Origin of the sequence: Klebsiella sp. DY2415 (assembly GCF_026314315.1) — a bacterium.
Taxonomy (GTDB): Bacteria; Pseudomonadota; Gammaproteobacteria; order Enterobacterales; family Enterobacteriaceae; genus Klebsiella; species Klebsiella ornithinolytica.
The window spans coordinates 997,282-1,020,239 of sequence record NZ_CP111115.1; the positions used below are offsets into that span (position 1 = coordinate 997,282).

Below are 22,958 nucleotides of genomic sequence, written 5' to 3' on the forward strand. Positions count from 1 at the left end.
TTAGCCGGGGAAAATGTGAGATGAGCTGGCTCCGGGGGGCGGAGGAGAGGTCGCCCGGATAAGGCGTTTACGCCGCGATCCGCGGCGGTGACATCAGCCGAGATCGGCCATCATGACTTTGGAGCGACGCTGGTAGTTGTACATCTCTTTCTTACTTTCCGGCAGCAGATCGATATCGACCGGCGTAAAGCCGCGCTCCTGGAACCAGTGAATACTGCGGGTAGTAAGGACAAACAATTTGCTCAATCCCATCTGCTTCGCCTGGGTGGCAATGCGGTTCAGCAGCACTTCCCCGCGCGATGAGCTGCGATAGTCCGGATGCACCGCGACGCAGGCCATTTCGCCGATTTTCTCTTCCGGGAACGGATAGAGCGCAGCGCAGGCAATCGTGGTGTTATCGCGCTGAATAATCGTGAATTTATCGATTTCCATCTCCAGCTGTTCGCGGGAGCGGCGCACCAGAATGCCCTGTTGCTCCAGCGGGCTAATCAGCTCAAGAATACCGCCGATATCGTTAATGGTGGCGCGGCGAATCTGCTCGGCGCTTTCCATGACGATCTGGGTGCCGATACCGTCGCGTGAGAACAGCTCCTGCAGCAGCGCCCCGTCTTCCTGATAGCTGATCAGGTGACAACGCCGCACGCCGCTGCGGCAGGCTTTAACCGCACCGCGCAGAAAACGCACCGTGCCGGAGTTGTAATCCTCTTCCGCCTCCAGCTCTTCCACACGCGCCTGAGCTTCGTTGGGGAACAGTTCGGAAACAATCACTCCATCCTGGTTGTAAACCCCCTGCGACGAGCAGAAACCGATCATCTTTTCCGCCTTCAGCTTAACGGCCAGCTGGGTGGCAATTTCTTCCGAGGTCAGATTGAAGCTTTCGCCGGTGACGGAAACGGCAACCGGGCCCATCAGCACGATAGCGCCGTTATCCAGCTGGCGATGGATCGCCTCTTCATCAATACGGCGGATGCGCCCGCTATGGCAATAATCCACGCCGTCGTCGACGCCCAGCGGCTGAGCGATAATAAAGTTGCCGCTCACCACGTTGATATGGGCGCCCTGCAGCGGGGTATTATTCAGGCTCATTGACAGACGCGCGGTAATTTCCAGCTGCAGCATGCCCGCAGCCTGTTTCACCAGTTCGAGGGTTTTGGCGTCGGTGACACGGGTCTGTTTATGGTAGACCGGTTCGTGGTGATGCTCTGCCAGATTGGCATCAATCTGCGGGCGTGCGCCATAGACCACCACCAGGCGGATGCCCAGGCTATGCAAAAGGCCAATGTCATTGACAATACTGGAGAAATTCTCATGCTCGATTGCTTCGCCGCCGAGCATGATGACAAACGTTTTTCCCCGATGAGCGTTAATATAGGGGACAGAATGGCGGAATCCTTCTACCAGTTCAGTGCGACGCTCCTTCACCATGACCCAACCCTCAATGCATGATTATTCGTAATTAGTGTATTTTTATTCTGTTTTGGCGTTAAACGCAAGTCTAAATTTGCGACGAAACTGATAAAAATCTGTGATCAAATGCGTACTGCCTAAGATTGTTTACCCTTTTATTGATGACAGGTTATGCAGCTTTCGTTAAAGTTTCCGGTCAATCTGTCTGTTTTGAGTACGAATACGTTTTATTGCTTGGGAGTGGCATGCCGGGATACAAGTCAGGATTAAGCCGCCGTCGTTTTTTACAGGGGGCGGGCGCAATGTGGTTAATGAGCGTCAGCCCGCTGGGTTTAGCGGCCGCCGCGCAGGTCGTCGCCGTACGCGTCTGGCCGTCGTCAACCTATACGCGCGTTACGGTAGAATCCAGTCATGTGCTGAAATATCGGCAGTTTGCGTTGAGCAATCCTGAACGGCTGGTGGTGGATCTGGAAGGCGTCAATCTTAACTCCGTGCTAAAAGGCATGGGGGCGAGTATTCGCGATGATGACCCTTATATTAAGTCCGCGCGCGTCGGCCAGTTTGATCCGCAAACCGTGCGCATGGTCTTTGAACTCAAACAGAACATCAAGCCGCAGCTCTTTGCCCTGGCACCGGTGGCCGGCTTTAAAGAACGTCTGGTGATGGATCTCTATCCTGCGACCGCCACCGATGTTCAGGATCCGCTGCTGGCGTTACTGGAAGATTACAACAAGGGCGATCTCGACCGTCAGGTCCCGCCGGCAGAAAGCGGGCCGAAGCCGGGTAAAGCCGGGCGCGACCGACCTATTGTGATCATGCTTGACCCGGGCCACGGCGGCGAAGACACCGGCGCGATCGGCAAATACCATACCCGTGAGAAAGATGTGGTGCTGCAGATTGCCCGTCGGCTACGGGCGCTGATCGAAAAAGAGGGCAACATGCGCGCCTACATGACCCGCAATGAAGATGTCTTCATTCCGCTGAAGGTTCGTGTGGCCAAAGCACAAAAGCAGCGCGCCGATCTGTTCGTTTCGATTCACGCCGATGCCTTTACCAGCCGACAGCCGCGAGGCTCATCGGTATTTGCCCTGTCGACCAAAGGGGCCACCAGTACCGCCGCGAAATTCCTCGCGCAGACCCAGAACGCCTCTGACCTGATCGGGGGGGTCAGCAAGAGCGGCGATCGCTATGTCGACCATACGATGTTCGATATGGTGCAGTCGCTGACCATCGCCGATAGCCTGAAGTTTGGTAAAGCGGTGCTGCAAAAAATGGGAAAAATCAATAATTTGCATAAAAACCAGGTCGAACAGGCGGGCTTCGCGGTGCTGAAAGCGCCGGATATTCCGTCGATCCTGGTGGAGACGGCGTTTATCAGTAACGTAGAAGAAGAGCGTAAGCTGAAAACGGCGACTTTCCAGCAGCAGGTGGCTGAGTCGATACTGGCGGGGATTAAAGCCTACTTCGCCGATGGCGCCACGCTGGCAAGGCGCGGATAACACGGGAGCGGGAGATGGCGCTACTGAAGAGCGTGCACGGCGGTAATACCCGAGAAGCCGCTGCGCTGCTGGGCATTGAGGCGCAGCAGCTGCGGGATTTCAGCGCCAATATTAATCCTCTTGGCATGCCCGAGAGCGTCAGACGGGCGCTTATCGATAATCTTGCCCTGGCGGAGCGCTACCCTGACGTTGAATACCAGCAGCTGCACCTTGCGCTGGCGGAGCACCACCGTATTCCCGCATCGTGGGTCCTGGCAGGCAATGGCGAAACCGAATCCATTTTTACGCTCGTTCACGGGCTGAAGCCGCGCACGGCGATGGTGGTGAAACCTGGTTTTGCAGAATATCGCCGCGCGCTGCAGACGGTCGATTGCACTCTCCTCGAGTTCGCGCTGCGTGAAGAGGATGGCTGGCAGTTGACCGACGCGATTCTCGACGTGCTGACGCCAGAGCTGGACTGTTTGTTCCTCTGTACGCCCAATAATCCGACCGGCCTGCTGCCGGCACGCCCGCTGCTTGACGCGATTGCCGCCCGCTGCCGGGACGCCGGCATCGCGCTTATTCTTGATGAAGCGTTTATCGATTTCATTCCTGACCAGCCGGGATTTATCCCCTTTCTACAGCATAATCCACATATCTGGGTGCTCCGCTCACTCACCAAATTCTACGCCATTCCCGGCCTGCGTCTGGGCTATCTGGTTAACAGTGATGAACGGGCGGTGGCCCGCCTGCGCGAAAAACAAATGCCGTGGTCGATCAACGCGTTTGCCGCTCTGGCAGGGGAAATAGCGCTCAAGGATAGCGCCTATCAGCAGGCCACCTGGCGATGGCTGGCGCAGGAGGGAAGCCGATTTTATCAGGCTCTCCGTCAACTTCCTGGCCTGACCGTGTATCCGGGGCGGGCGAACTATCTTTTTTTACGTTGCCATCTCCCGGAGTCCGATCTGCAGCAGGCGTTGCTGCAGCAGCATATCTTGATTCGCAGCTGCGCTAACTATCCGGGACTGGGAAACGGTTATTACCGCGTGGCGATTCGCAGCCCTGAGGAGAATCAACGGCTGCTTACGGCGCTCAGCGCCATCCTTTCCGCCCCCCTCTGACTGCAAGCGACCGGCTCATCCGTATGGCATAATAGCCCGCCTGTTGCTTCAGACACCCGGTCTGACGAGAGTCCGGATGCAGCAGCAGGGTAACCAACAGGTGCAAGGGAAGGGGGTGAAACGCCTCCGCAGCCCCCGCTGCTGTGATGCTGACAACCCCGTAAATACCACCGGCCACGAATCCGGGAAGGGCGGGCGAGGATGACGCTAAGCCAGAAAACCTGCCTGTCGGTCATTACCAACAACTTCGGTGGGAAGTGGGTTGCTCAGATGCGTGCCGTCGCAAGACGGCGTCAGGCGCACCTTTACACCCCGACCACTCTGAACAGGAACAGGGTATGGCGGTACGACTCCATTCATCCGTTGCCGCCCGCTGGCGGGCGGCAACGAGGCCCGGGCGATGACGTTACTTGCCTGGTGCGTGGCCTGGATTCTCGATTTTATCATCGGCGACCCGCCGCGCTGGCCGCATCCGGTGCGCTGGATCGGCAATCTCATCACCTTGACTCAACGTATCGTGCGCCGCTATTGCCATCGCGACCGCGCGCTGCGCATCGGCGGCGCGCTGATGTGGCTGACGGTGGTCGGTCTGACCTGGCTCCTCTCCTGGAGCGTACTGAAACTGGCGGCAAGTCTCCATCCCTGGCTAGGCTGGGGCGTTGAAGTGTGGATGATCTTTACGGTCCTGGCCGGCCGCTGCCTTGCGGATTCCGCTCGTGAAGTCGAACGCCCGCTGCGTGCGGGCGATGTGACGCTAAGCCGGGAAAAGCTCTCATGGATTGTCGGGCGCGAGACCTCACAGCTCCAGCCTGAACAGATAAATCGCGCGGTGGTGGAGACGGTTGCAGAAAACACCGTCGATGGCATTATTGCGCCGCTGTTTTTCCTGCTGCTGGGCGGCGCGCCGCTGGCGATGGCCTATAAAGCGGTCAACACCCTCGACTCCATGGTGGGGTATAAACATGAAAAATATCGCGCTATTGGTATGGTCAGCGCCCGCCTTGACGATGTCGCGAACTGTATTCCCGCGCGTTTGAGCTGGCTGCTGTTCAGCCTCGCGGCGTGGCTATGTCGCTATGATGGCGCGGGCGCCCTGCGTATTGGCTGGCGCGATCGCTATCAACACAGCAGCCCCAACTGCGCGTGGTCGGAAGCCAGCGTCGCCGGCGCGTTAGGCGTCCGACTCGGCGGCCCGAATGACTATTTTGGCCAGCGGGTGGACAAACCCTGGATTGGCGACGCCGTACGCGATATTTCGGTCGAGGATATTCCCCGTGCCCTGCGTCTGATGTGGGTCGCCTCGACGCTGGCGCTGGTGATGTTTATGGCCGCGCGGTATCTATGGACAGGGATGGCCTGAAAAGAGATCCGCATGGCCTTCTGGCAGCGGGGCAGTAGCAGCATAAAACAGAGCAGGATGGGAGAATAATGCGAGAAAACGCGAACGAGGAGGCCTCATGACGCAGGCAATCATGTTGCAGGGAACGGCATCCGATGTGGGTAAAAGCGTGCTGGTGGCCGGTTTATGCCGCATTTTTTATCAGGATGGCCGGCGTACGGCGCCGTTTAAATCGCAGAATATGGCGCTTAATTCGGGGATCACGGCAGACGGTAAAGAGATGGGCCGGGCGCAGATCTTTCAGGCCGAAGCCGCCGGTATCGAACCCGACGTGCGGATGAATCCTGTCTTGCTGAAACCCACCAGCGACCTGAAAGCTCAGGTGGTGCTGATGGGCAAAGTGGCGACCGATATGGATGCGGTGAGCTACCACGAGTATAAACCGCGCCTGCGCGAACAGATCCTCTCGGTCTACCGCAGCCTGGCGCAGGAGTATGATGTGCTGGTGCTGGAAGGGGCCGGTAGCCCGGCGGAGATCAACCTGCGCGATCGCGATATCGTCAATATGGGGATGGCGGAGATGGCGCAGTGCCCGGTGATCCTGGTTGCCGATATCGACAGAGGGGGCGTCTTTGCCGCGATCTACGGGACGCTGGCGCTGCTTGAGGAGCAGGAGCGCGCCAGGGTGAAAGGGGTGATCATCAATAAATTCCGCGGCGACATCGCGCTACTCTATTCCGGAATCGAACAGATCGAAGCATTAACCGGAGTCCCCGTACTGGGAGTGCTGCCGTGGCTGGAGGTCGATCTGGAGGATGAAGATAGCGTGGCGCTGCAGAAAGGGAAGTATCTGAGCACCGCGAAGCGCGAGATCGACATCGCGGTCGTGCAGCTTCCCCATACCTCAAACTTCACCGATTTCAACGCGCTGGCGGCGCAGCCGGATGTCCGCGTGCGCTACGTGAGACGCCCGCAGGAGCTGGCGCAGGCCGATTTGGTTATCCTGCCCGGCAGTAAAAATACGCTGGGCGATCTGCAGTGGCTGCACGACTGTGGGATGGCGGCGGGCGTCTTGCAGGCGCATCAGCAGGGGATTCCGCTGCTGGGGATCTGCGGCGGCTATCAAATGCTGGGCGAGACAATTGTCGATGAGGTGGAATCCGGCCTCGGGACGCAGCCCGGCCTCGGTCTGCTCAATACCGTGACGCAGTTTGCCCGACATAAAACCACCACTCAGGTCGAGGCGACAATGGCGAACGCGCTGCCGGACTGGCTGGCCGGAGCGTCTGCTCTGCGGGTGCGAGGTTACGAAATTCATATGGGGAAAACGACTCTTAACGGGAGCTGTCGTCCGTTGATGCAGCTGGAGAAACAGGGTGAGCTGGCGGCGGATGGCGCAATGACGGATGACGGACTCGTATTCGGCACTTATCTGCACGGCCTGTTCGACAGCGATGATTTCACCCGCGCGCTGGTCAACGGCCTGCGTCGGCGCAAAGGGCTGGAGGCGCTGAATGCCACTCTTCACTATGCGCAATACAAATCGCAACAGTTCGATATCCTGGCCGACGCCATGCGCCAGCATATTGATATCGAAAAGATTTACCACATCATGCAGCAGCATCAGGAGCCATCATGCTGATTCTGGTTACCGGCGGCGCCCGCAGCGGGAAAAGCCGCCACGCCGAGGCGCTCATCGCCGATTCACCGCAGGTTTTGTATCTCGCGACCTCGCAGATCGTGGATGACGAAATGGCGCAGCGGATCCAGCACCACCGCGATAGCCGCCCGGCGCACTGGCGCACCGTCGAACGCTGGCACCATCTCGATGAGGTCATTACGCCGCGTAACGATCCGCAAGAAGCCGTGCTGCTGGAGTGTATGACGACCATGGTGACCAACATGTTGTTTGCTCAGGGGGGCGAGAGCTCCCCGGACGACTGGGATTATGCAGCAATGGAGCGGATCATAGACGAGGAGATCCACTCGCTGATTGCCGCGTGCCAGCGCTGCCCGGCAAAAGTGGTGTTGGTCACCAATGAAGTGGGGATGGGGATTGTCCCGGAAAACCGCCTTGCGCGGCATTTTCGCGATATTGCCGGCCGGGTTAACCAGCGCCTGGCTGCGGCAGCGGATGAGGTCTGGCTGGTGGTATCAGGTATTGGAGTCAAAATTAAATGATCAAATTATTCTGGGCTACGCTCTCTTTTCTCAGTCGCTTACCGGTGCCGGATCGCTGGTCGCAGGGGCTGGAGATCGATCGGTATGTCCGGGGAATCGTCACTTTCCCGCTGGTCGGGGCGCTGCTGGGAGGGTTGAGCGGGCTGGTATTTCTTGCCGTTCAATCCTGGTGTGGTCTTCCGCTTGCGGCGCTGTTTAGCATTTTAGCGCTGGCGCTGCTGACCGGTGGTTTTCACCTCGATGGCCTCGCCGATACCTGCGACGGCGTTTTTTCCGCCCGGCGTCGGGAACGGATGCTGGAGATTATGCGCGACAGCCGACTGGGGACCCACGGCGGGCTGGCGCTCATTTTTGTATTACTGGCAAAAGTGCTGGTTGTCAGCGAGCTGGCGCTGCGTGGAACGTCGGTGCTGGCCGCGCTGGCGGCCGCCTGTGCCGCCGGACGTGGCGTCGCCGTGCTGCTGATGTATCGCCATCGTTACGCCCGCGAAGAAGGTCTGGGTAACGTATTTATCGGCAAAGTAAGCGGGCGACAAACCTGCGTGACGCTAGGCGTAGCGGCAATTCTGGCCGCCATGCTGCTACCCGGCATGCACGGCGTGGCGGCGTTGGGGATCGCCGTGGTGGCCATTTTTGTTCTTGGGCAATTGCTGAAACGCACCCTGGGCGGGCAAACCGGCGACACGCTGGGGGCGGCGATTGAGCTGGGCGAGCTGATTTTCCTGCTGGCGCTGCTGTAAGTCCGGCTATTTGCCATGTTTAGCATCGTGCGCCATTTCCGCTCCGCAAGGGGAGGCGATGGCGCATCTGACATCATCGTGGTAAGAAAAGGTCAGTATTAACGTGACGGGTATCCATCGCGCCTGACTGGCGGCGGGGAAGAAGAGTAGAGAGTATTGCTGGCGTGACCGTGACCGGTACGTAGAAACAAAAAAACACCCGTCAGGGTGTTCATTGTGTTGGTTGCGGGGGCCGGATTTGAACCGACGACCTTCGGGTTATGAGCCCGACGAGCTACCAGGCTGCTCCACCCCGCGTCCGTCTTTACTCTTCATCGAGTAAATTATGCATCAGATTTTAAATTGGTTGCGGGGGCCGGATTTGAACCGACGACCTTCGGGTTATGAGCCCGACGAGCTACCAGGCTGCTCCACCCCGCGTCCGTCTTTACTCTTCCATCGAGTAAAGCTTACTGCTATCTGATTTTAATTGGTTGCGGGGGCCGGATTTGAACCGACGACCTTCGGGTTATGAGCCCGACGAGCTACCAGGCTGCTCCACCCCGCGTCCGTGGAAGCGCACTATACTCCGCTCGCGTTTTGATGCAACCCTTTTTCAGTAAAATCATCAAATTTGTAATAAATGGTGTATAAAGAACCACTTTCGGCTTGTTTTTTGAGCAAGATTGTATTTGTGGTGCTTTCGCGCATTTCAATAGCCCTGGGGGTTTGTTATCTTCCCTCATCACGAACCGCGACTAAGCAGCATAAAGAAGAGATACCATGAAAGGATGTTGGGCAAAGTATATAGCGACGGGAGCAATGCTGGCGATGCTCGCCGCCTGTTCCTCAAAACCGACCGATCGCGGTCAGCAGTATAATGAAGGGAAGTTTACCCAGCCGTTCTCTTTGGTTAACCAGCCTGATGCGGTCGGTTCGCCGATTAACGCCGGGGACTTCTCCGAGCAGGTCCGTCAGATTCGCAGCGCCTCACCGCGCCTTTATAATAGCCAGAGCAACGTCTATAACGCGCTGCAGGAGTGGCTGCGCGCCGGTGGCGATACCCGCACCCTGAGCCAGTTCGGCATTGATGCCTGGCAGATGCAGGGGGCCGATAGCTATGGCAACGTTCAGTTCACCGGTTACTACACTCCGGTGGTGCAGGCGCGCCATACTCGCCAGGGCGAATTCCAGTACCCGATTTATCGCATGCCGCCGAAGCGCGGTAAGCTGCCGTCCCGCGCCAGCATTTATGCCGGCGCCCTGAGCGACGACTATATTCTGGCCTACAGCAATTCGCTGATGGACAACTTTATTATGGACGTGCAGGGCAGCGGCTATATCGATTTTGGCGACGGCTCTCCGCTGAACTTCTTTAGCTATGCCGGGAAAAATGGCTGGTCGTATCGCAGCATTGGTAAGGTCCTGATCGATCGCGGTGAAGTGAAGAAAGAAGATATGTCGATGCAGGCGATCCGTGAATGGGGCGAGAAACATAGTGAAGCCGAAGTTCGCGAGCTGCTTGAACAGAACCCGTCGTTCGTCTTCTTTAAACCGCAGTCCTTTGCCCCGGTAAAAGGCGCCAGCGCGGTGCCACTGATTGGTCGCGCCTCGGTGGCTTCTGACCGCAGCATTATTCCGCCGGGAACGACCTTGCTGGCGGAAGTACCTCTGCTGGATAATAACGGCAAGTTTAACGGGCAGTACGAGCTGCGTCTGATGGTTGCGCTGGATGTGGGTGGGGCGATTAAAGGCCAGCACTTCGATATCTACCAGGGGATCGGCGCAGATGCCGGTCACCGTGCCGGTTGGTATAACCACTATGGTCGCGTCTGGGTGCTGAAAAATGCCCCGGGCGCCGGCAACGTCTTTAGCGGTTAACGCGCTTCCGTCTGATATTTTGTCGCCCGGACCGGCGCAACGCGCCGTCTCCGGGAGCGCCTGGCGGTCGCATTGATCTTTTATTCGCACGATGGGGCTTGCGCTGGCAGGCCCTGATGCATTCTGAGGTTTTATGTCTGTTGTAATCAGCGATGCCTGGCGTCAACGCTTTGGCGGCACGGCGCGTTTATATGGTGAAAAAGCGCTGCAATGTTTTGCCGACGCGCATGTTTGCGTGGTCGGTATCGGCGGCGTGGGCTCCTGGGCGGCGGAAGCGCTGGCAAGAACCGGGATTGGCGCGATTACCCTGATTGATATGGATGATGTCTGCGTCACTAACACTAACCGACAGGTTCATGCCCTGGGGGGCAACGTCGGGCTGGCGAAAGCCGAGGTGATGGCCGAGCGTATTCGTCTGATTAACCCCGAGTGTCGGGTGACGGTCGTGGACGATTTTGTCACGCCGGAAAACGTCGCGGAGTATCTCGGCGTCGGCTTCAGCTATGTGATCGATGCGATTGACAGCGTACGGCCCAAGGCGGCGTTAATCGCCTACTGTCGCCGTTATAAGGTGCCGCTGGTGACCACCGGCGGCGCGGGCGGGCAAATCGACCCGACGCAGATTCAGGTAGCCGATCTGGCGAAAACTATTCAGGATCCGCTGGCGGCAAAGCTGCGCGAGCGGTTGAAGAGTCAGTTCGGGGTGGTCAAGAACAGCAAAGGTAAGCTTGGCGTGGATTGCGTTTTTTCCACCGAAGCGCTGGTCTATCCGCAGGCCGACGGCAGCGTTTGCGCGATGAAGAGCACCGCCGATGGCCCGAAACGAATGGATTGCGCCTCCGGATTTGGCGCAGCGACGATGGTCACCGCGACCTTCGGTTTTGTCGCCGTGTCCCATGCGCTGAAGAAAATGCTGGCGAAGGCGGAGCGTGAGGCGGCTTCTGCCGGGTAACTCTCCCGGGCAGCGGGGTCAATCCTTGCCCGGGCGACGGTATGGCGCCGACTGTAGCCTGTAGCCCCGGTCAGCGCAGCGCCACCGGGGGTTGCAGGTCTTGAACTGGGTTTCCCGAAGGTGGTGCAGCGCAGCTGTCCGGGCTTGCCGGTTGCATCGAACTTGTAGCCCCGGTCAGCGTAGCGCCACCGGGGGAGGTTAAAAGAGAAATTACCCCTCGCGGGCGGCGGCGAGCACCGCTGCGCTCAGCGCGCTCAGCCCCTGACTGCGCGAGGCGCTCAGCTGACCGCGTAGCCCCAGCTCATCAAACAGCGTCAGCTGATCCTGTGCCAGCAGCGCGCTGGCGCTTTTCCCTTCAACGGCAGTCAACAGCACCGCCAGCATACCGCGCACAATCCGGCCTTCGCTATCGCCGAAGAAGTGCAGCTTACCGTCAGCATCAACGCTATAGCCCAGCCAGACGCGGTTTTCACAGCCGGCAATCTCCTTCGCCCGTTCTTTCAGGTCATCCGACAGCGCAGGCAGCTGCTTACCCAATAAAATCAGCTGGCGGTATTTATCTTCCCACTGGCTGAGCGGGATAAACGTCTGGCGTAAGGTCTCTGCGGTGATGCGGGTACCAAAAGGGTGAGAAGTCGTCATTAATCCACCAGTATTTCCAGGGCGCGGTCAACGGCATGAACCAGCGCGAAAACATCATCCTGAGTATTATAGGGGGCAAACGAGGCGCGCAAGGTACCGCTAACGCCCAGGGCCGCCAGCAGCGGTTGGGCGCAGTGCTGTCCGGCACGCAGCGCAATACCCGACTCCGCCAACAGGGTTACCATATCGCTGTGATGTACGCCGGCGAAGTCAAACGCCAGCAGGCTGGACTCCTGACAGCGGAAGGAGCGAAAGCCTGGCCGCTTCGCCAGCTCATCTTCCGCCAGCGTCGCCAGGCTACGGCTCCAGCTTTCGGCCTGGGCGATATCGGTCTCTTCCAGCCACTCCAGCGCCGCGCTCAGGCCAATGACGCCGGCAATGTTTGGCGTCCCGGCCTCCAGACGATAGGGTACGGGCTGGGTTTTAAAACCTTCGAACGTGACTTCAGTAATCATTTTGCCGCCGCCGAGCCACGGCGACATGGCATCCAGCAGGGTGCTTTTGCCGTACAGCGCGCCAATTCCCGTGGGCCCGTACAGCTTATGGCCGGAAAACGCATAAAAATCGATATCCAGCCGCTGAACGTCGGCGGGAAAATGCACCGCCCCCTGAGCACCGTCAACCATCACCACCATTCCGGCGTCGTGTGCGTGGCGGATTGCCGTCGCCAGGTCCGGACAGCCGCCGGTCACGTTGGACATCTGGCCGATGGCCAGCAGCCGACTGCGCGGCGTAATAAGAGAAGGCAGGAGGGCGACGTCGGGCAGGCGATCGGCTCCGATGGGCAGCTTCACGATCCGGGCACCGGTTTGCTCTGCGACCATCAGCCAGGGAACCAGGTTGGCATGGTGCTCCGCTTCGCTGACGATGATTTCATCGCCGGGCCGCAGGCGCGGGCGAAGATAGCTCTGCGCCACCATATTGATGGCTTCGGTGGTGCCGCGCGTCCAGACGATATCTTTCGCGGACGGGGCATTCAGCAGCGCCGCCACGCGCTCACGGGCATTTTCATAGCGTTCAGTCAGGCGCTGCGCGGCGGCAAACTGGCTACGATGAACGTTGCCCGCGCTAAGGCGGTAAAACTGGTCGCTGGCGTCGATCGTGGCGAGCGGCTTCAGCGCCGTCGCCGCGCTATCAAGGTAAACGCCGGCATCGGCCAGCGCAGGAAACTGGGCGCGAAAGTGAGCAGGATTGAATGCGTTCATGGAGTTCCTCGTTGCAATACGACGATCGTCGCGCAATTTAGTCATCAGGGCAAGGCTGGCGAAAGGAAGAGAGGGGGAGATTCTGGTCAGCGCGGCGGCAGACAGGCAAAAAAAAGCACCGCTTGTTGCGGTGCTACATTAAATCACTATGGACAGACAGGGTAAATGTACAGGAAGTGAAAAGGGTAGCTTAACTACCATGGTCTGCAAACACAGACCAATTGCAAACACAACAACACAACATCACAACCGTAAGCCAAAAGCTTGTTGGAACACGCATTCCAAAAAAAGCTCTTCGTTCCGGCTCAGGAAGTGCCGCCACTATAGGTATTTGCTGGTAGAACCTCAACGGACAAATTATAATGGCTCAGATAAAAAAAACTAATAGGTTAACTGTTGTTTCCTGTTTGTTAAAATGCCTTAACATCTAAGCCAGAATAACCATGTCAAAGCGATTACCGCCCCTGAATGCATTACGTGTTTTTGATGCAGCCGCACGTCATTTAAGCTTCACTCGCGCAGCAGATGAGCTTTTTGTGACGCAGGCCGCAGTAAGTCACCAAATCAAGTCACTAGAGGATTTTCTAGGGCTGAAGCTGTTTCGCCGCCGCAATCGATCGCTGCTGCTGACGGAAGAAGGCCAGAGCTATTTTCAGGATATTAAAGAGATTTTTTCGCAGCTGACCGAGGCGACGCGTAAACTGCAGGCGCGAAGCGCGAAAGGGGCCTTAACGGTGAGTTTATTGCCCAGTTTTGCGATCCAGTGGCTGGTGCCGCGACTCTCAAGCTTTAACTCAGCTTATCCGGGGATTGATGTCAGAATCCAGGCCGTGGACCGTCAGGAAGACAAACTGGCGGATGACGTCGACGTGGCGATTTTCTATGGCCGCGGCAACTGGCCAGGTCTGCGCGTCGAAAAATTGTACGCCGAATATCTGCTGCCCGTCTGTTCGCCGGCGCTGCTGACCGGTGACAAAGCATTGAAAACACCTGCGGATCTGGCGCAACATACGCTGTTGCACGATGCTTCCCGCCGCGACTGGCAAACTTATACCCGTCAGCTTGGTCTAAGCCATATTAATGTGCAGCAGGGGCCTATTTTCAGCCACAGCGCGATGGTGCTGCAGGCGGCTATTCACGGGCAAGGGGTCGCACTGGCCAATAATGTGATGTCCCAGTCCGAAATCGAGGCCGGCCGGTTGGTCTGCCCGTTTAATGATGTTCTGGTCAGTAAGAATGCGTTTTATCTCGTTTGTCATGACAGTCAGGCTGAACTGGGTAAAATAGCCGCCTTCCGACAATGGATACTGGCGAAAGCGGCGAGCGAACAAGAAAAATTTCGTTTTCGTTACGAACAATAAATGATTGTAGGGTAAAAACATGACCAGCCGATTTATGCTGATATTTGCCGCGATAAGCGGTTTCGTCTTTGTTGCTCTGGGCGCCTTTGGCGCGCACGTATTAAGCCGGACGTTAGGCGCGGCGGAAATGGCCTGGATTCATACCGGGCTTGAATACCAGGCCTTCCATACGCTGGCTATTTTTGGTCTGGCGGTGGCGATGCAGCGCCGTATCAGTATCTGGTTCTACTGGAGCAGCGTCTTTATGGCGCTCGGTACCGTTTTGTTCAGCGGCAGTCTCTATTGCCTGGCGCTGTCGCATTTACGCCTGTGGGCGTTCGTAACGCCGGTAGGAGGCGTGAGCTTCCTCGCCGGTTGGGTTTTAATGTTAATTGGTGCAATTCGTCTGAAACGTAAGGGCGTTGTTCATGAATAAGGTTGTCCTCTATTGTCGCCCCGGGTTTGAGAAGGAGTGCGCAGCAGAAATTACCGATAAGGCCTCCCGCCTTGAGGTGTTTGGTTTTGCCCGAGTGAAAGAAGACTCTGGCTATGTCATTTTTGAATGCTATCAGATGGAAGATGGCGACAAACTGGTGCGTGAACTGCCGTTCAGCTCGCTGGTTTTCGCCCGTCAGATGTTTGTGGCCGGTGAACTGCTGCGCGACCTGCCGCCGGAAGATCGCATCACGCCGATTGTCGGGATGCTGCAGGGCGTGGTCGAGAAGGGCGGCGATCTGCGGGTGGAAGTGGCCGATACCAATGAAAGCAAAGAGCTGATGAAGTTCTGCCGTAAACTGACGGTTCCGCTGCGCGCTGCGCTGCGTGAAGCGGGCGTGCTCACCAACTATGAAACGCCGAAGCGCCCGGTAGTGCATGTGTTCTTTATTGCCCCCGGCTGCTGCTATACCGGTTACTCGTACACCACCAACAACTCGCCGTTCTATATGGGGATCCCGCGTCTGAAGTTCCCGTCTGATGCGCCGAGCCGTTCTACGCTGAAGCTGGAAGAGGCGTTTCACGTCTTTATCCCGGCAGATGAGTGGGACGAGCGTCTGGGCAACGGGATGTATGCGGTGGATCTGGGGGCCTGCCCCGGCGGCTGGACCTATCAGCTGGTGAAACGCAACATGTGGGTCTCCTCCGTGGATAACGGCCCGATGGCGCAGAGTCTGATGGATACCGGGCAGGTGACCTGGCTGCGTGAAGATGGCTTCAAGTATCGCCCAACGCGCAACAACATCTCGTGGATGGTGTGCGATATGGTGGAGAAACCGGCGAAAGTGGCGGCGCTGATGGCGCAATGGCTGGTGAACGGCTGGTGCCGGGAAACCATCTTTAACCTTAAGCTGCCGATGAAAAAGCGCTATGAAGAGCTGTCGCGCAACCTCGCCTATATCCAGGAGCAGCTGGATGAACACGGGATTAATGCCCAGATCCAGGCGCGCCAGCTGTATCACGATCGTGAAGAGGTGACCGTTCACGTCCGTCGCCTGTGGGCGGCCGTTGGCGGTCGTCGCGACGAACGCTAAGCCCGCGTCGCGTCCCGGATAACGGCTTCGTTATCCGGGCTCTCTTCTCTCTTGCCTCGCCGGCTATTTTGCCGCTATCTGCGCATCCGAAAGAATGTGTGTCACATCATCCAGGTGACCAATACTGGCCTCCCCCGAACGATTAAACTTACTTTTGTCGATCAGCAGTAGCGATTGCGCCGCGCGTTTGAGCAGCAGCGATTTAAAATCGGCGTTCACCGTATTTGAATCCCACAGCGCGCCGTGGCTATCGATGCCTTCGCAGGAAAAAATAAACAGATCGATCTCCAGCGATTTGAGCTGAGAGATCAGCGAAGGGCTGACGTAGCAGCCATATTTGCGCTGGAGCGTGCCGCCGGAACAGGTGAGCTGAATGTTTTCGCGTTTGCTCAGCTCCTGGCAAATCGGCTGGCTGTTGGTAAAGACGTGCAGGTTGATATCCGGCAGCTGGCGGGCCAGATACCAGCAGGTGGAGCTGGCGTCGAGGGCAATCACCATTCCTTCGTCAATCCAGGCCAGGGCGCCGCGGGCGATATCCGCTTTATGGGCATAGTGGCTTTTGAGGCGAATATGGAAAGGATCGCCGCTGTCCTGGCTTTCCCGATGAATGATTTTGACCCGACCGTGGTTACGCAGCACTTTTCCCCGCGATTGTAGCTCGCTCAGATCGCGACGAATCGTCTCTTTACTGACGTTGAGCTGTAGCGATAAGGCTTCCGTCGTCAGGCTGCTATGGTTGATCAGCAGGTCTATTATCGCTTGCTGGCGTGCCGCTTTCATGTTCTCACCCTGTCATTCGATGAGCGTCCGCATCAGGCGGACGCTCCGGCATGAGATTACGGCGTTACCCCTTTTTTTAAAAGAATATTCCCGTACTTAGCGCGTTCGCCTGTGATAACGATCGCAAAGGCTTTTTGCGCCCGCTCATAGAAGGCAAAGCGATCGATACGGACGATATCCGGACAGGGACCCTGTGGTGAGAGCGCGTCGCGATAGCGCATTTCCACCTGCGGGTCGAGCGTATCGCCTTCGACTGCCGCCATCATGACCAGCGGCGGTGCATAGCTGTCGAGCTCAAACAGCGGAATGACCGCGCGTAAGAGATCGCTAACCTGCAGGCCATCGGCGCGCAGCACCTGAGGCCCGATGCTGTGGGCCGGGAAGTGCGCATCAGAAAAAATAATCTCATCCCCGTGGCCCATCTCGGCCAGGACCTTGAGGAGTTGAGGGGAAATGAGCGGAGAGATCGTTTTTAACATTTCATACTCCCTCTGACAGTTCGGGTTCGGTTTGCGGGTAGAAGTAGCGGTACTGATAGTGGACCTGTGAGCGGGCCTGCCCGGCGCTGGCAAACTCGCCGGCGCCTGACCAGGCGTACATCGCAGCCCCTGACACGGTGGTTTCGGCGTCATCCAGCACCTTAATCGGTATCTCGAGCATGTCGGCTTTGATTTGATTCCACAGCACGTTGCGACTGCCGCCGCCGACCAGCAGCAGTTCTCTGGCCTTAAAGTGGCCGATATTTTCCAGGGTGCGCAGGTTATTTTTCAGCTGGCGGGTTAACCCCTCCAGCGCCGCGCGATAAAAATGGCCGCGGGTCGTATTGAGCGTGACGCCTTGCCAGCCCGCATTCTGGCAGGCCAGCAGATCGCACTGCATCTTCACGCCTTCTGCGCCGGCGGGAATCAGCCGCGCCTCATCAATCAGCGTTTGCCAGGGCGTCTGGGGCGTCCACAGCAGCTGACGAACCCACTCCAGCACCCCGGAGGCCAGCCACTGCATCCCGGGATTTGTCAGCCCGGCCCGGCTGTCCAGCTCGCAGGTTGAGCCGGGATACTGACTAAGCAAGGCGGTGTTGACCTCGCCAGTACGTACCATCAGGATTTCCCAGGTTCCGGAGGAGAGCACCGGTTCATCCTGCTGGGCACCGGCGCCAAACAGCGCAAACTGCGTGTCGTGACCGGCGGAGAACACCGGGAGGCCGGCGGGGAGTCCCAGCCGCGCGGCGGCATCGTAGCGGAGCGAACCTATCCTGTCTCCCGCTTCGACCAGCGTAGGGAACAGACGACGCGGTATCCCGGTAGCCTCCAGAATCTCGGGGCTGAAATCCCGCTGATGAATATCCAGCATCTGGCTGGTGCCTGCCATAGTGATATCGGTAGTGAAGGCCCCGGTTAAACGGTGATTGATCAACGAGGAGATAAACAGCCAGGCGTGCGCCTTTGCCAGTAGCTGCGGGTGATGTTCCTTCAGCCACACCAGTTTATACAGGGTATTGAAGCTGAATGCCCCGACGCCGGCGATCTCCTGCAGGCGCTGCGGGGCAATCAGCCGTCCGATGTTCTCCATCACCGCGAGCGTGCGCGGGCATTTCCAGCTGATCGTCGGGTAGAGCAGTGCGCCGTGCTCATCGACCAGCGCGCCGTCAACGCCGAAGGTGGTCACCGTGATGCCGCGAATCCGGCACGCGGCCAGTTCGGCCGAGAGGCGCTGACAGCAGTCGGCGAAGCGTTGCAGAATAGCCTCCAGCGACCACTGGTGCCACGCGGGGTTCTCCGCGGCGCGCTCGCTGGCGTTGGCGGTTGAGGCCCGGGCGACAATTTTCCCCTGACGGTCGACGGCAATAACCCGCACGTTAGTGGCGCCGCAGTCGAGGACGAGGATGACTTCATTTTTCATAATAACTCCATAAACGTCGCCGGATGGCGCTGCGCTTATCCGGCCTACGGCTGATGTGCCCGTAGGCCCGGTAAGCTTGCGCCACCGGGCAAAGCCGCATTAACGTTTATACAGCGGGCCGTAGTTCTGACAGGCGCGATAATCCTGGCCTTCCGTATCCATGCCGTGGGCGGCCCAGCTGGATGGCCGGTAGATTTTGCCCTCTTCCACGTTATGCATGCAGACCGGGATCCGCAGCATGGCCGCGAGGGTAATAAAGTCAGCGCCGACGTGGCCGATAGTCAGCACGCCATGGTTAGCCCCCCAGTTGGCCATCACCGAATAGACGTCGGCAAACGGGCCTTTGCCGGTGAGGCGCGGGGCAAACCAGGTGGTGGGCCACGTGGAGTTGGTGCGGGCATCCAGCTGGTCGTGCATCGCTTTTGGCAGCTCGACGCTCCAGCCTTCGGCAATTTGCAGCACCGGCCCCAGACCTTTGATGAGGTTGACGCGGGTCATGGTAAACGGCACGCCGCCTTCGGTCAGGAAGCGTGAAGAGTAGCCGCCGCCGCGGAAGTATTCATGAATCGCCGGACACCATTCGGTTGCCGCCAGGCAGGCATCCGCCTCTTTCTGCGAAATCTCCCAGTGCGGTTTCATCGTTGGTTTGCCTTCTTCATCCCGCTGTTGGCAGGAGCCGTCCAGCGCGGCGGAGCCCGAGTTAATCAGGTGAATAATGCCATGTTCCGCCAGCCCGGTGAGCGGCTGACCGGTCACCCGCTCAACCGCATCCGGCGACCAGTAGGTGCGCACGTCGGCAAACACCTGCGCGGTACCGGTCAACTGGTGGCCCATCAGCATCGCTACTCCGTTGAGGCTGTCGTTCTCGGTGGCGACGACAAAAGGCTCACGCACGCCGTTCCAGTCGAAGGAGCTGTTGAGCAGCGCCTCGGCGGTGTCACCGTTCGGGTATTGATCGGTCCAGTGGCGCTGGCCCTGGAAGCCGGCGGCGATGGCGTTGTAGCCCAGCGACTCCTCGACCAGCCCTTTTTCTGCCAGTTTCTCGTTGCCCTGCATCATGTCGCGAATACACATCGCCATCAGCAGGCTCTCTTTCAGCACCGCGCGGCTCTGTTCTTCATCGCGCTTATAGTGCTGCGCGTTCTGGTCCTCGCCGTAGCGGAAGTTTTTGTCCGCCCAGGCCAGCGCCATTTCCAGCTCAACTTCATCATAGATTTTCTGGTCGATGCGGCGGCGCAGTTCGGTCATATCAACCGCCTGGACCTTCATCCCCAGCCAGGATTCAAAGAAGTTATGGTCGACGATGGAGCCAGCGATGCCCATCGAAACGCCCCCCACGGAGAGATAGCTTTTCCCTTTCATACTGGCAACGGCAAGCCCGGCGCGGGCAAAACGCAGCAGCTTTTCCTCAACGTCGGCAGGGATGGTGGTGTCGTCGGCATCCTGGACATCATGGCCGTAGATCGAGAACGCCGGGATCCCTTTCTGACTGTGGGCGGCCAGCGCGGCGGCCAGATAGACGGCGCCGGGGCGCTCCGTGCCGTTAAATCCCCAGATGGCCTTCGGGCGCAGCGGATCCATGTCGATGGTTTCGCTGCCGTAGCACCAGCAAGGGGTGACGGTGATCGTCACGCCGACGTTCTGGCGGCTGAACTTCTCCTCACAGGCGGCGGATTCCGCCATACCGGCGATGCAGGTGTCGGCAATCACGCACTCGATCTGCGCGCCGCAGGCATGACGGAGCTTCTCGCTAATCAGCGCGGCGGTGGCTTTTGCCATATTCATGGTCTGCGCTTCCAGCGACTCGCGTACCCCCATCCGACGTCCGTCAATCACCGGGCGAATACCAATTTTTGGTAAGCTGATTCTTTTCATTACAGACTCCTCACGTTATTCGGAAAATGTTCAGTTCGTTGCCGCTTGTGAACGGAAACGGGCAAAAATAAAGATGATGGCAAAGCACAGGGCCGGAACCAGTTCAGCGGTGGGGATGTTGCCGGCGGCATCGCTGACAAAGCCCATCACCGGCGTGACGATCCCGCCGCCAATAATGGTCATGACGATAAACGACGATCCGTATTTGGTGTCCTGTCCCAGATTCTTGATCCCCAACGAGAAAATGGTCGGGTACTGAATGGACATGAACGCGCTGCACAGCGTCAGAGCCAGCAGGCCGATATGCCCGCCGCTCAGGGCGGAGATCAGGCACAGCACCATCGACAGCAGGGCGTAGGCGGCAAGGACTTTATGCGGGGCAAAGCGGCTGATAAGCCAGGTCCCGCTAAAGCGGCCAATAAAGAAGCACACCATCGTGCCGGTCAGGTAGTTGGCGGCGAAACCTGGGGTCATGCCGGGAATCTCTTCAATGGCATAGCGGATCAGATAGCTCCAGCAGGCGGTTTGCGCGCCGACGTAGCAGAACTGCGCCAGGACCGCCCAGCGCCAGTGGCGAATGCGGGCGAGGCGGCTGAATGAGGCCACGAAGGAGCTGGGTTCGCTTTCATTGTGGTCGTCGCTTTGCAGCGCCGGAAATTTTGTCAGCATAATCAGCAGAGCGACCAGCAGCACCACGGCGACGATAATCATGTACGGGGTCTGGACCGACAAGACCAGGCTGTGTTTATAGGCGCTGAGCTGCTCGGGCGCCATTTTATCGAGCACCTCCGGCGATTGATGTGGCACATGAGACAAAATAAGACTTTGCCCAAATACAACGGCAATAATGGCGCCGAAAGAGTTAAAGGTTTGCGCCAGATTGAGACGGAAGTGGCCACCGCTTTCCGGGCCTAATACCGTGACGAAAGGGTTTGCTGCCGTTTCAAGACACCCGAGACCGGCGGCAATAATAAAAAGTCCGATGAGAAATAAAGTATAATTCATAATTTCTGCGGCGGGCCAGAATAACGCGGCGCCGAACGCATACAAAAACAACCCGGTAATTATTCCGGCTTTATAACTGAGTTTTTTCATCAATATTCCGGCGGGGATCGGAATGACAAAGTAACCAAAATAAAATGCCGACTGAATCAGACCCGCCTGGAAGTTAGTTAATGTAAAGGCCTGTTGAAACTGGGGTAGCAAAATATCATTGAGATTGTTGGCGACAGCCCAAAGAAAAAATAATGAGCACAGCAAGGCGAATGGAATAATGTAGCGCTGACGTTGACCGACATCCACCGCGCGAAAACTCTGCGTTTGTATTGTTGTATTTCCCATAGCATCCTCATCAGTTCAGAAGCGTGTTCAGCATTTCAGGCGTGCGGTTGGCATGACTCACCAGACCGTCAACCGGGTGAGTTCCTGTGCCGACGTCCTCGTTATTCTCAGCCCGCCGCAACAGCGTCTCTTGAATAATTAGGGGTGTGTGAATGAACTCATGAGGTCATTTTCAAATAAAAAAGGTCTTTTAATATGATAACGGTCACACTTCGCCCAATAACGGTGGTTTTATGTGATTGCTATCACTTTAATTTCTGTAAAACAATGACCGTTTGAGTGAAATTAATTTAAAAGCCACAGCGACGTTGCCCGATTTAATTTATTGTGGTGAAAACGGTCAGTTGTTAAATGACAAGCTAAATTGCCCGTTTAGAGCAAGAAAAATAATTACGGGCATTTTTCACGACGGAAAAAGATTGCGACCTGATTAAAACAGGGTAATTAATTGATGGCGGTCACAGAATACGCGAATGTAAATTCCCTTCTGATTATTCAATATGATGATAGCCAGTAAATATAAAACTGACTCAACACGGCCGGAAAGCAACGCGAAAGCGGTTCTGTTGGCCCGGGGTTGAATTGCTGAGAGAGGTAAATAAATGGAACGGAACAGACTGGCGCGGCAGATTATTGATACCTGCCTGGAAATGACCCGGCTGGGGCTGAATCAGGGCACCGCCGGGAACGTAAGCGTGCGTTATGACGGGGGAATGCTGATTACGCCGACGGGTATTCCTTATGAAAAACTCACTGAATCTCACATCGTGTGGATCGATGCCAACGGTCAGCACGAGCAGGGGAAACTGCCGTCGAGCGAGTGGCGTTTTCATATGGCCGCCTACCAGACCCGGCCCGATGCACAGGCCGTGGTGCATAATCACGCGGTGCACTGCACGGCGGTATCGATCCTCAATCGCCCGATCCCGGCGATCCACTACATGATTGCTGCTGCCGGGGGGAACTCCATTCCCTGTGCGCCATACGCCACCTTTGGGACCCGCGAGCTGTCAGAGTTTGTCGCCGTGGCGTTAAAAAACCGCAAAGCGACGCTGCTGCAGCACCATGGCCTGATTGCCTGCGAAGAGAATCTGGAAAAAGCGCTGTGGCTGGCGCATGAGGTCGAGGTTCTGGCGCAGCTCTATCTCAGTACCCTGGCGATCGTCGATCCTGTTCCGGTGCTGGACGACGAGGCCATTGCCATCGTACTGGAAAAATTCAAAACCTACGGGTTACGTATCGAAGAGTGATTCGCAAAGCGAGCGGGAG

Annotated in this window: 20 protein-coding genes, 3 tRNA genes and 1 riboswitch; of the genes, 12 read left to right on the forward strand and 11 right to left on the reverse strand. The window is 57.5% G+C overall.

Features of this window, described 5'->3' with window-relative positions:
* Window positions 1-93: 93 nt before the first annotated feature.
* A complete protein-coding gene (gene argA, locus OQV00_RS04765; RefSeq protein ID WP_004867060.1) occupies window positions 94-1,425 on the reverse strand; it encodes an amino-acid N-acetyltransferase in 1,332 nt (443 codons plus the stop codon).
* 227 nt (window positions 1,426-1,652) lie between these two features.
* Between argA and amiC the strand changes: the two genes are divergently transcribed.
* The 6 genes from amiC to cobS all read left to right on the forward strand — a co-directional run bounded on the left by amiC (window position 1,653) and on the right by cobS (window position 8,266).
* A complete protein-coding gene (amiC, locus tag OQV00_RS04770; protein WP_004867059.1) occupies window positions 1,653-2,906 on the forward strand; it encodes an N-acetylmuramoyl-L-alanine amidase AmiC in 1,254 nt (417 codons plus the stop codon).
* Window positions 2,907-2,920: 14 nt separating this feature from the next.
* Window positions 2,921-4,006: a threonine-phosphate decarboxylase CobD gene (gene cobD, locus OQV00_RS04775; RefSeq protein ID WP_032718185.1), complete on the forward strand. Its 1,086-nt coding sequence runs from the start codon at window positions 2,921-2,923 to the stop codon at window positions 4,004-4,006.
* Between the two features lie 81 nt (window positions 4,007-4,087).
* A riboswitch (cobalamin riboswitch) is annotated at window positions 4,088-4,249 on the forward strand.
* A gap of 157 nt (window positions 4,250-4,406) precedes the next feature.
* The gene (cbiB, locus tag OQV00_RS04780) at window positions 4,407-5,366 is read left to right on the forward strand and encodes an adenosylcobinamide-phosphate synthase CbiB (protein WP_032718184.1); all 960 of its coding nucleotides are present in this window, start codon (window positions 4,407-4,409) and stop codon (window positions 5,364-5,366) included.
* 97 nt (window positions 5,367-5,463) lie between these two features.
* Window positions 5,464-6,987, forward strand: a complete 1,524-nt coding sequence (locus OQV00_RS04785) for a cobyric acid synthase (RefSeq protein ID WP_201165455.1) — start codon at window positions 5,464-5,466, stop codon at window positions 6,985-6,987.
* Complete coding sequence (cobU, locus tag OQV00_RS04790; RefSeq protein WP_004867051.1) at window positions 6,981-7,526, forward strand: bifunctional adenosylcobinamide kinase/adenosylcobinamide-phosphate guanylyltransferase; 546 nt, start codon at window positions 6,981-6,983, stop codon at window positions 7,524-7,526. Before OQV00_RS04785 ends, cobU begins: the two co-directional genes overlap by 7 nt.
* Complete coding sequence (gene cobS, locus OQV00_RS04795) at window positions 7,523-8,266, forward strand: adenosylcobinamide-GDP ribazoletransferase (protein ID WP_004867049.1); 744 nt, start codon at window positions 7,523-7,525, stop codon at window positions 8,264-8,266. Before cobU ends, cobS begins: the two co-directional genes overlap by 4 nt.
* Before the next feature lie 220 nt (window positions 8,267-8,486).
* On the opposite strand, the gene OQV00_RS04800 is transcribed toward cobS, so the two are convergent.
* The 3 genes from OQV00_RS04800 to OQV00_RS04810 all read right to left on the reverse strand — a co-directional run bounded on the left by OQV00_RS04800 (window position 8,487) and on the right by OQV00_RS04810 (window position 8,813).
* Window positions 8,487-8,563: transfer RNA gene (locus tag OQV00_RS04800), tRNA-Met, on the reverse strand.
* Between the two features lie 46 nt (window positions 8,564-8,609).
* Window positions 8,610-8,686 (reverse strand) — tRNA-Met (locus OQV00_RS04805).
* Window positions 8,687-8,736: 50 nt separating this feature from the next.
* Window positions 8,737-8,813, reverse strand: a tRNA-Met gene (locus OQV00_RS04810).
* Between the two features lie 215 nt (window positions 8,814-9,028).
* Here OQV00_RS04810 and mltA point away from each other — a divergent pair.
* Together mltA and tcdA are read left to right on the forward strand one after the other, a co-directional pair.
* The gene (mltA, locus tag OQV00_RS04815; RefSeq protein ID WP_004867047.1) at window positions 9,029-10,126 is read left to right on the forward strand and encodes a murein transglycosylase A; all 1,098 of its coding nucleotides are present in this window, start codon (window positions 9,029-9,031) and stop codon (window positions 10,124-10,126) included.
* 133 nt (window positions 10,127-10,259) lie between these two features.
* The gene (tcdA, locus tag OQV00_RS04820; RefSeq protein ID WP_004867045.1) at window positions 10,260-11,078 is read left to right on the forward strand and encodes a tRNA cyclic N6-threonylcarbamoyladenosine(37) synthase TcdA; all 819 of its coding nucleotides are present in this window, start codon (window positions 10,260-10,262) and stop codon (window positions 11,076-11,078) included.
* 210 nt (window positions 11,079-11,288) lie between these two features.
* Here tcdA and csdE read toward each other — a convergent pair whose 3' ends face one another.
* Both csdE and csdA read right to left on the reverse strand, forming a co-directional pair.
* Window positions 11,289-11,720: a cysteine desulfurase sulfur acceptor subunit CsdE gene (gene csdE / locus OQV00_RS04825; protein WP_266279918.1), complete on the reverse strand. Its 432-nt coding sequence runs from the start codon at window positions 11,718-11,720 to the stop codon at window positions 11,289-11,291.
* Window positions 11,720-12,925 carry a cysteine desulfurase CsdA gene (csdA, locus tag OQV00_RS04830; RefSeq protein WP_004867041.1) on the reverse strand — a complete coding sequence of 402 codons (1,206 nt, stop codon included), beginning with the start codon at window positions 12,923-12,925 and terminating at the stop codon, window positions 11,720-11,722. Before csdA ends, csdE begins: the two co-directional genes overlap by 1 nt.
* A gap of 443 nt (window positions 12,926-13,368) precedes the next feature.
* On the opposite strand from csdA, the gene gcvA reads away from it, so the two are divergent.
* Genes gcvA through rlmM form a run of 3 tightly spaced genes read left to right on the forward strand, consistent with a single transcriptional unit; the run spans window position 13,369 to window position 15,794 of the window.
* Window positions 13,369-14,286: a glycine cleavage system transcriptional regulator GcvA gene (gene gcvA / locus OQV00_RS04835; RefSeq protein ID WP_015585849.1), complete on the forward strand. Its 918-nt coding sequence runs from the start codon at window positions 13,369-13,371 to the stop codon at window positions 14,284-14,286.
* Window positions 14,287-14,305: 19 nt separating this feature from the next.
* Window positions 14,306-14,701, forward strand: coding sequence for a DUF423 domain-containing protein (locus OQV00_RS04840; protein WP_004867038.1), 396 nt, complete (start codon window positions 14,306-14,308; stop codon window positions 14,699-14,701).
* Window positions 14,694-15,794: a 23S rRNA (cytidine(2498)-2'-O)-methyltransferase RlmM gene (gene rlmM, locus OQV00_RS04845; RefSeq protein ID WP_004867036.1), complete on the forward strand. Its 1,101-nt coding sequence runs from the start codon at window positions 14,694-14,696 to the stop codon at window positions 15,792-15,794. The genes OQV00_RS04840 and rlmM overlap by 8 nt, the downstream gene beginning before the upstream one ends.
* 63 nt (window positions 15,795-15,857) lie before the next feature.
* Here the strand turns inward: rlmM and fucR are convergent, their stop codons facing one another.
* The 5 genes from fucR to fucP all read right to left on the reverse strand — a co-directional run bounded on the left by fucR (window position 15,858) and on the right by fucP (window position 21,689).
* The gene (gene fucR / locus OQV00_RS04850) at window positions 15,858-16,574 is read right to left on the reverse strand and encodes an L-fucose operon activator (RefSeq protein WP_004867034.1); all 717 of its coding nucleotides are present in this window, start codon (window positions 16,572-16,574) and stop codon (window positions 15,858-15,860) included.
* Between the two features lie 56 nt (window positions 16,575-16,630).
* Complete coding sequence (gene fucU / locus OQV00_RS04855) at window positions 16,631-17,053, reverse strand: L-fucose mutarotase (protein ID WP_004867032.1); 423 nt, start codon at window positions 17,051-17,053, stop codon at window positions 16,631-16,633.
* Between the two features lies 1 nt (window position 17,054).
* Window positions 17,055-18,473: an L-fuculokinase gene (gene fucK, locus OQV00_RS04860; RefSeq protein WP_004867030.1), complete on the reverse strand. Its 1,419-nt coding sequence runs from the start codon at window positions 18,471-18,473 to the stop codon at window positions 17,055-17,057.
* A 99-nt stretch (window positions 18,474-18,572) separates the two neighbouring features.
* The gene (fucI, locus tag OQV00_RS04865; protein ID WP_048023713.1) at window positions 18,573-20,348 is read right to left on the reverse strand and encodes an L-fucose isomerase; all 1,776 of its coding nucleotides are present in this window, start codon (window positions 20,346-20,348) and stop codon (window positions 18,573-18,575) included.
* 30 nt (window positions 20,349-20,378) lie between these two features.
* Entirely contained in the window at window positions 20,379-21,689 is a 1,311-nt protein-coding gene (gene fucP, locus OQV00_RS04870; protein ID WP_004867025.1) for an L-fucose:H+ symporter permease, read from the reverse strand.
* 602 nt (window positions 21,690-22,291) lie between these two features.
* Here fucP and fucA point away from each other — a divergent pair.
* On the forward strand, window positions 22,292-22,939 hold the full coding sequence (gene fucA, locus OQV00_RS04875) for an L-fuculose-phosphate aldolase (protein WP_004867024.1): 648 nt from the start codon (window positions 22,292-22,294) through the stop codon (window positions 22,937-22,939).
* Window positions 22,940-22,958 lie beyond the last annotated feature (19 nt).

Coding starts and splice junctions, on each gene's coding strand:
- argA (WP_004867060.1), bottom strand. CDS start 1,425: ATGGTGAAGGAGCGTCGCACTGAACTGGTAGAAGGATTCCGCCATTCT.
- amiC (WP_004867059.1), top strand. CDS start 1,653: ATGCCGGGATACAAGTCAGGATTAAGCCGCCGTCGTTTTTTACAGGGG.
- cobD (WP_032718185.1), top strand. CDS start 2,921: ATGGCGCTACTGAAGAGCGTGCACGGCGGTAATACCCGAGAAGCCGCT.
- cbiB (WP_032718184.1), top strand. CDS start 4,407: ATGACGTTACTTGCCTGGTGCGTGGCCTGGATTCTCGATTTTATCATC.
- OQV00_RS04785 (WP_201165455.1), top strand. CDS start 5,464: ATGACGCAGGCAATCATGTTGCAGGGAACGGCATCCGATGTGGGTAAA.
- cobU (WP_004867051.1), top strand. CDS start 6,981: ATGCTGATTCTGGTTACCGGCGGCGCCCGCAGCGGGAAAAGCCGCCAC.
- cobS (WP_004867049.1), top strand. CDS start 7,523: ATGATCAAATTATTCTGGGCTACGCTCTCTTTTCTCAGTCGCTTACCG.
- mltA (WP_004867047.1), top strand. CDS start 9,029: ATGAAAGGATGTTGGGCAAAGTATATAGCGACGGGAGCAATGCTGGCG.
- tcdA (WP_004867045.1), top strand. CDS start 10,260: ATGTCTGTTGTAATCAGCGATGCCTGGCGTCAACGCTTTGGCGGCACG.
- csdE (WP_266279918.1), bottom strand. CDS start 11,720: ATGACGACTTCTCACCCTTTTGGTACCCGCATCACCGCAGAGACCTTA.
- csdA (WP_004867041.1), bottom strand. CDS start 12,925: ATGAACGCATTCAATCCTGCTCACTTTCGCGCCCAGTTTCCTGCGCTG.
- gcvA (WP_015585849.1), top strand. CDS start 13,369: ATGTCAAAGCGATTACCGCCCCTGAATGCATTACGTGTTTTTGATGCA.
- OQV00_RS04840 (WP_004867038.1), top strand. CDS start 14,306: ATGACCAGCCGATTTATGCTGATATTTGCCGCGATAAGCGGTTTCGTC.
- rlmM (WP_004867036.1), top strand. CDS start 14,694: ATGAATAAGGTTGTCCTCTATTGTCGCCCCGGGTTTGAGAAGGAGTGC.
- fucR (WP_004867034.1), bottom strand. CDS start 16,574: ATGAAAGCGGCACGCCAGCAAGCGATAATAGACCTGCTGATCAACCAT.
- fucU (WP_004867032.1), bottom strand. CDS start 17,053: ATGTTAAAAACGATCTCTCCGCTCATTTCCCCTCAACTCCTCAAGGTC.
- fucK (WP_004867030.1), bottom strand. CDS start 18,473: ATGAAAAATGAAGTCATCCTCGTCCTCGACTGCGGCGCCACTAACGTG.
- fucI (WP_048023713.1), bottom strand. CDS start 20,348: ATGAAAAGAATCAGCTTACCAAAAATTGGTATTCGCCCGGTGATTGAC.
- fucP (WP_004867025.1), bottom strand. CDS start 21,689: ATGGGAAATACAACAATACAAACGCAGAGTTTTCGCGCGGTGGATGTC.
- fucA (WP_004867024.1), top strand. CDS start 22,292: ATGGAACGGAACAGACTGGCGCGGCAGATTATTGATACCTGCCTGGAA.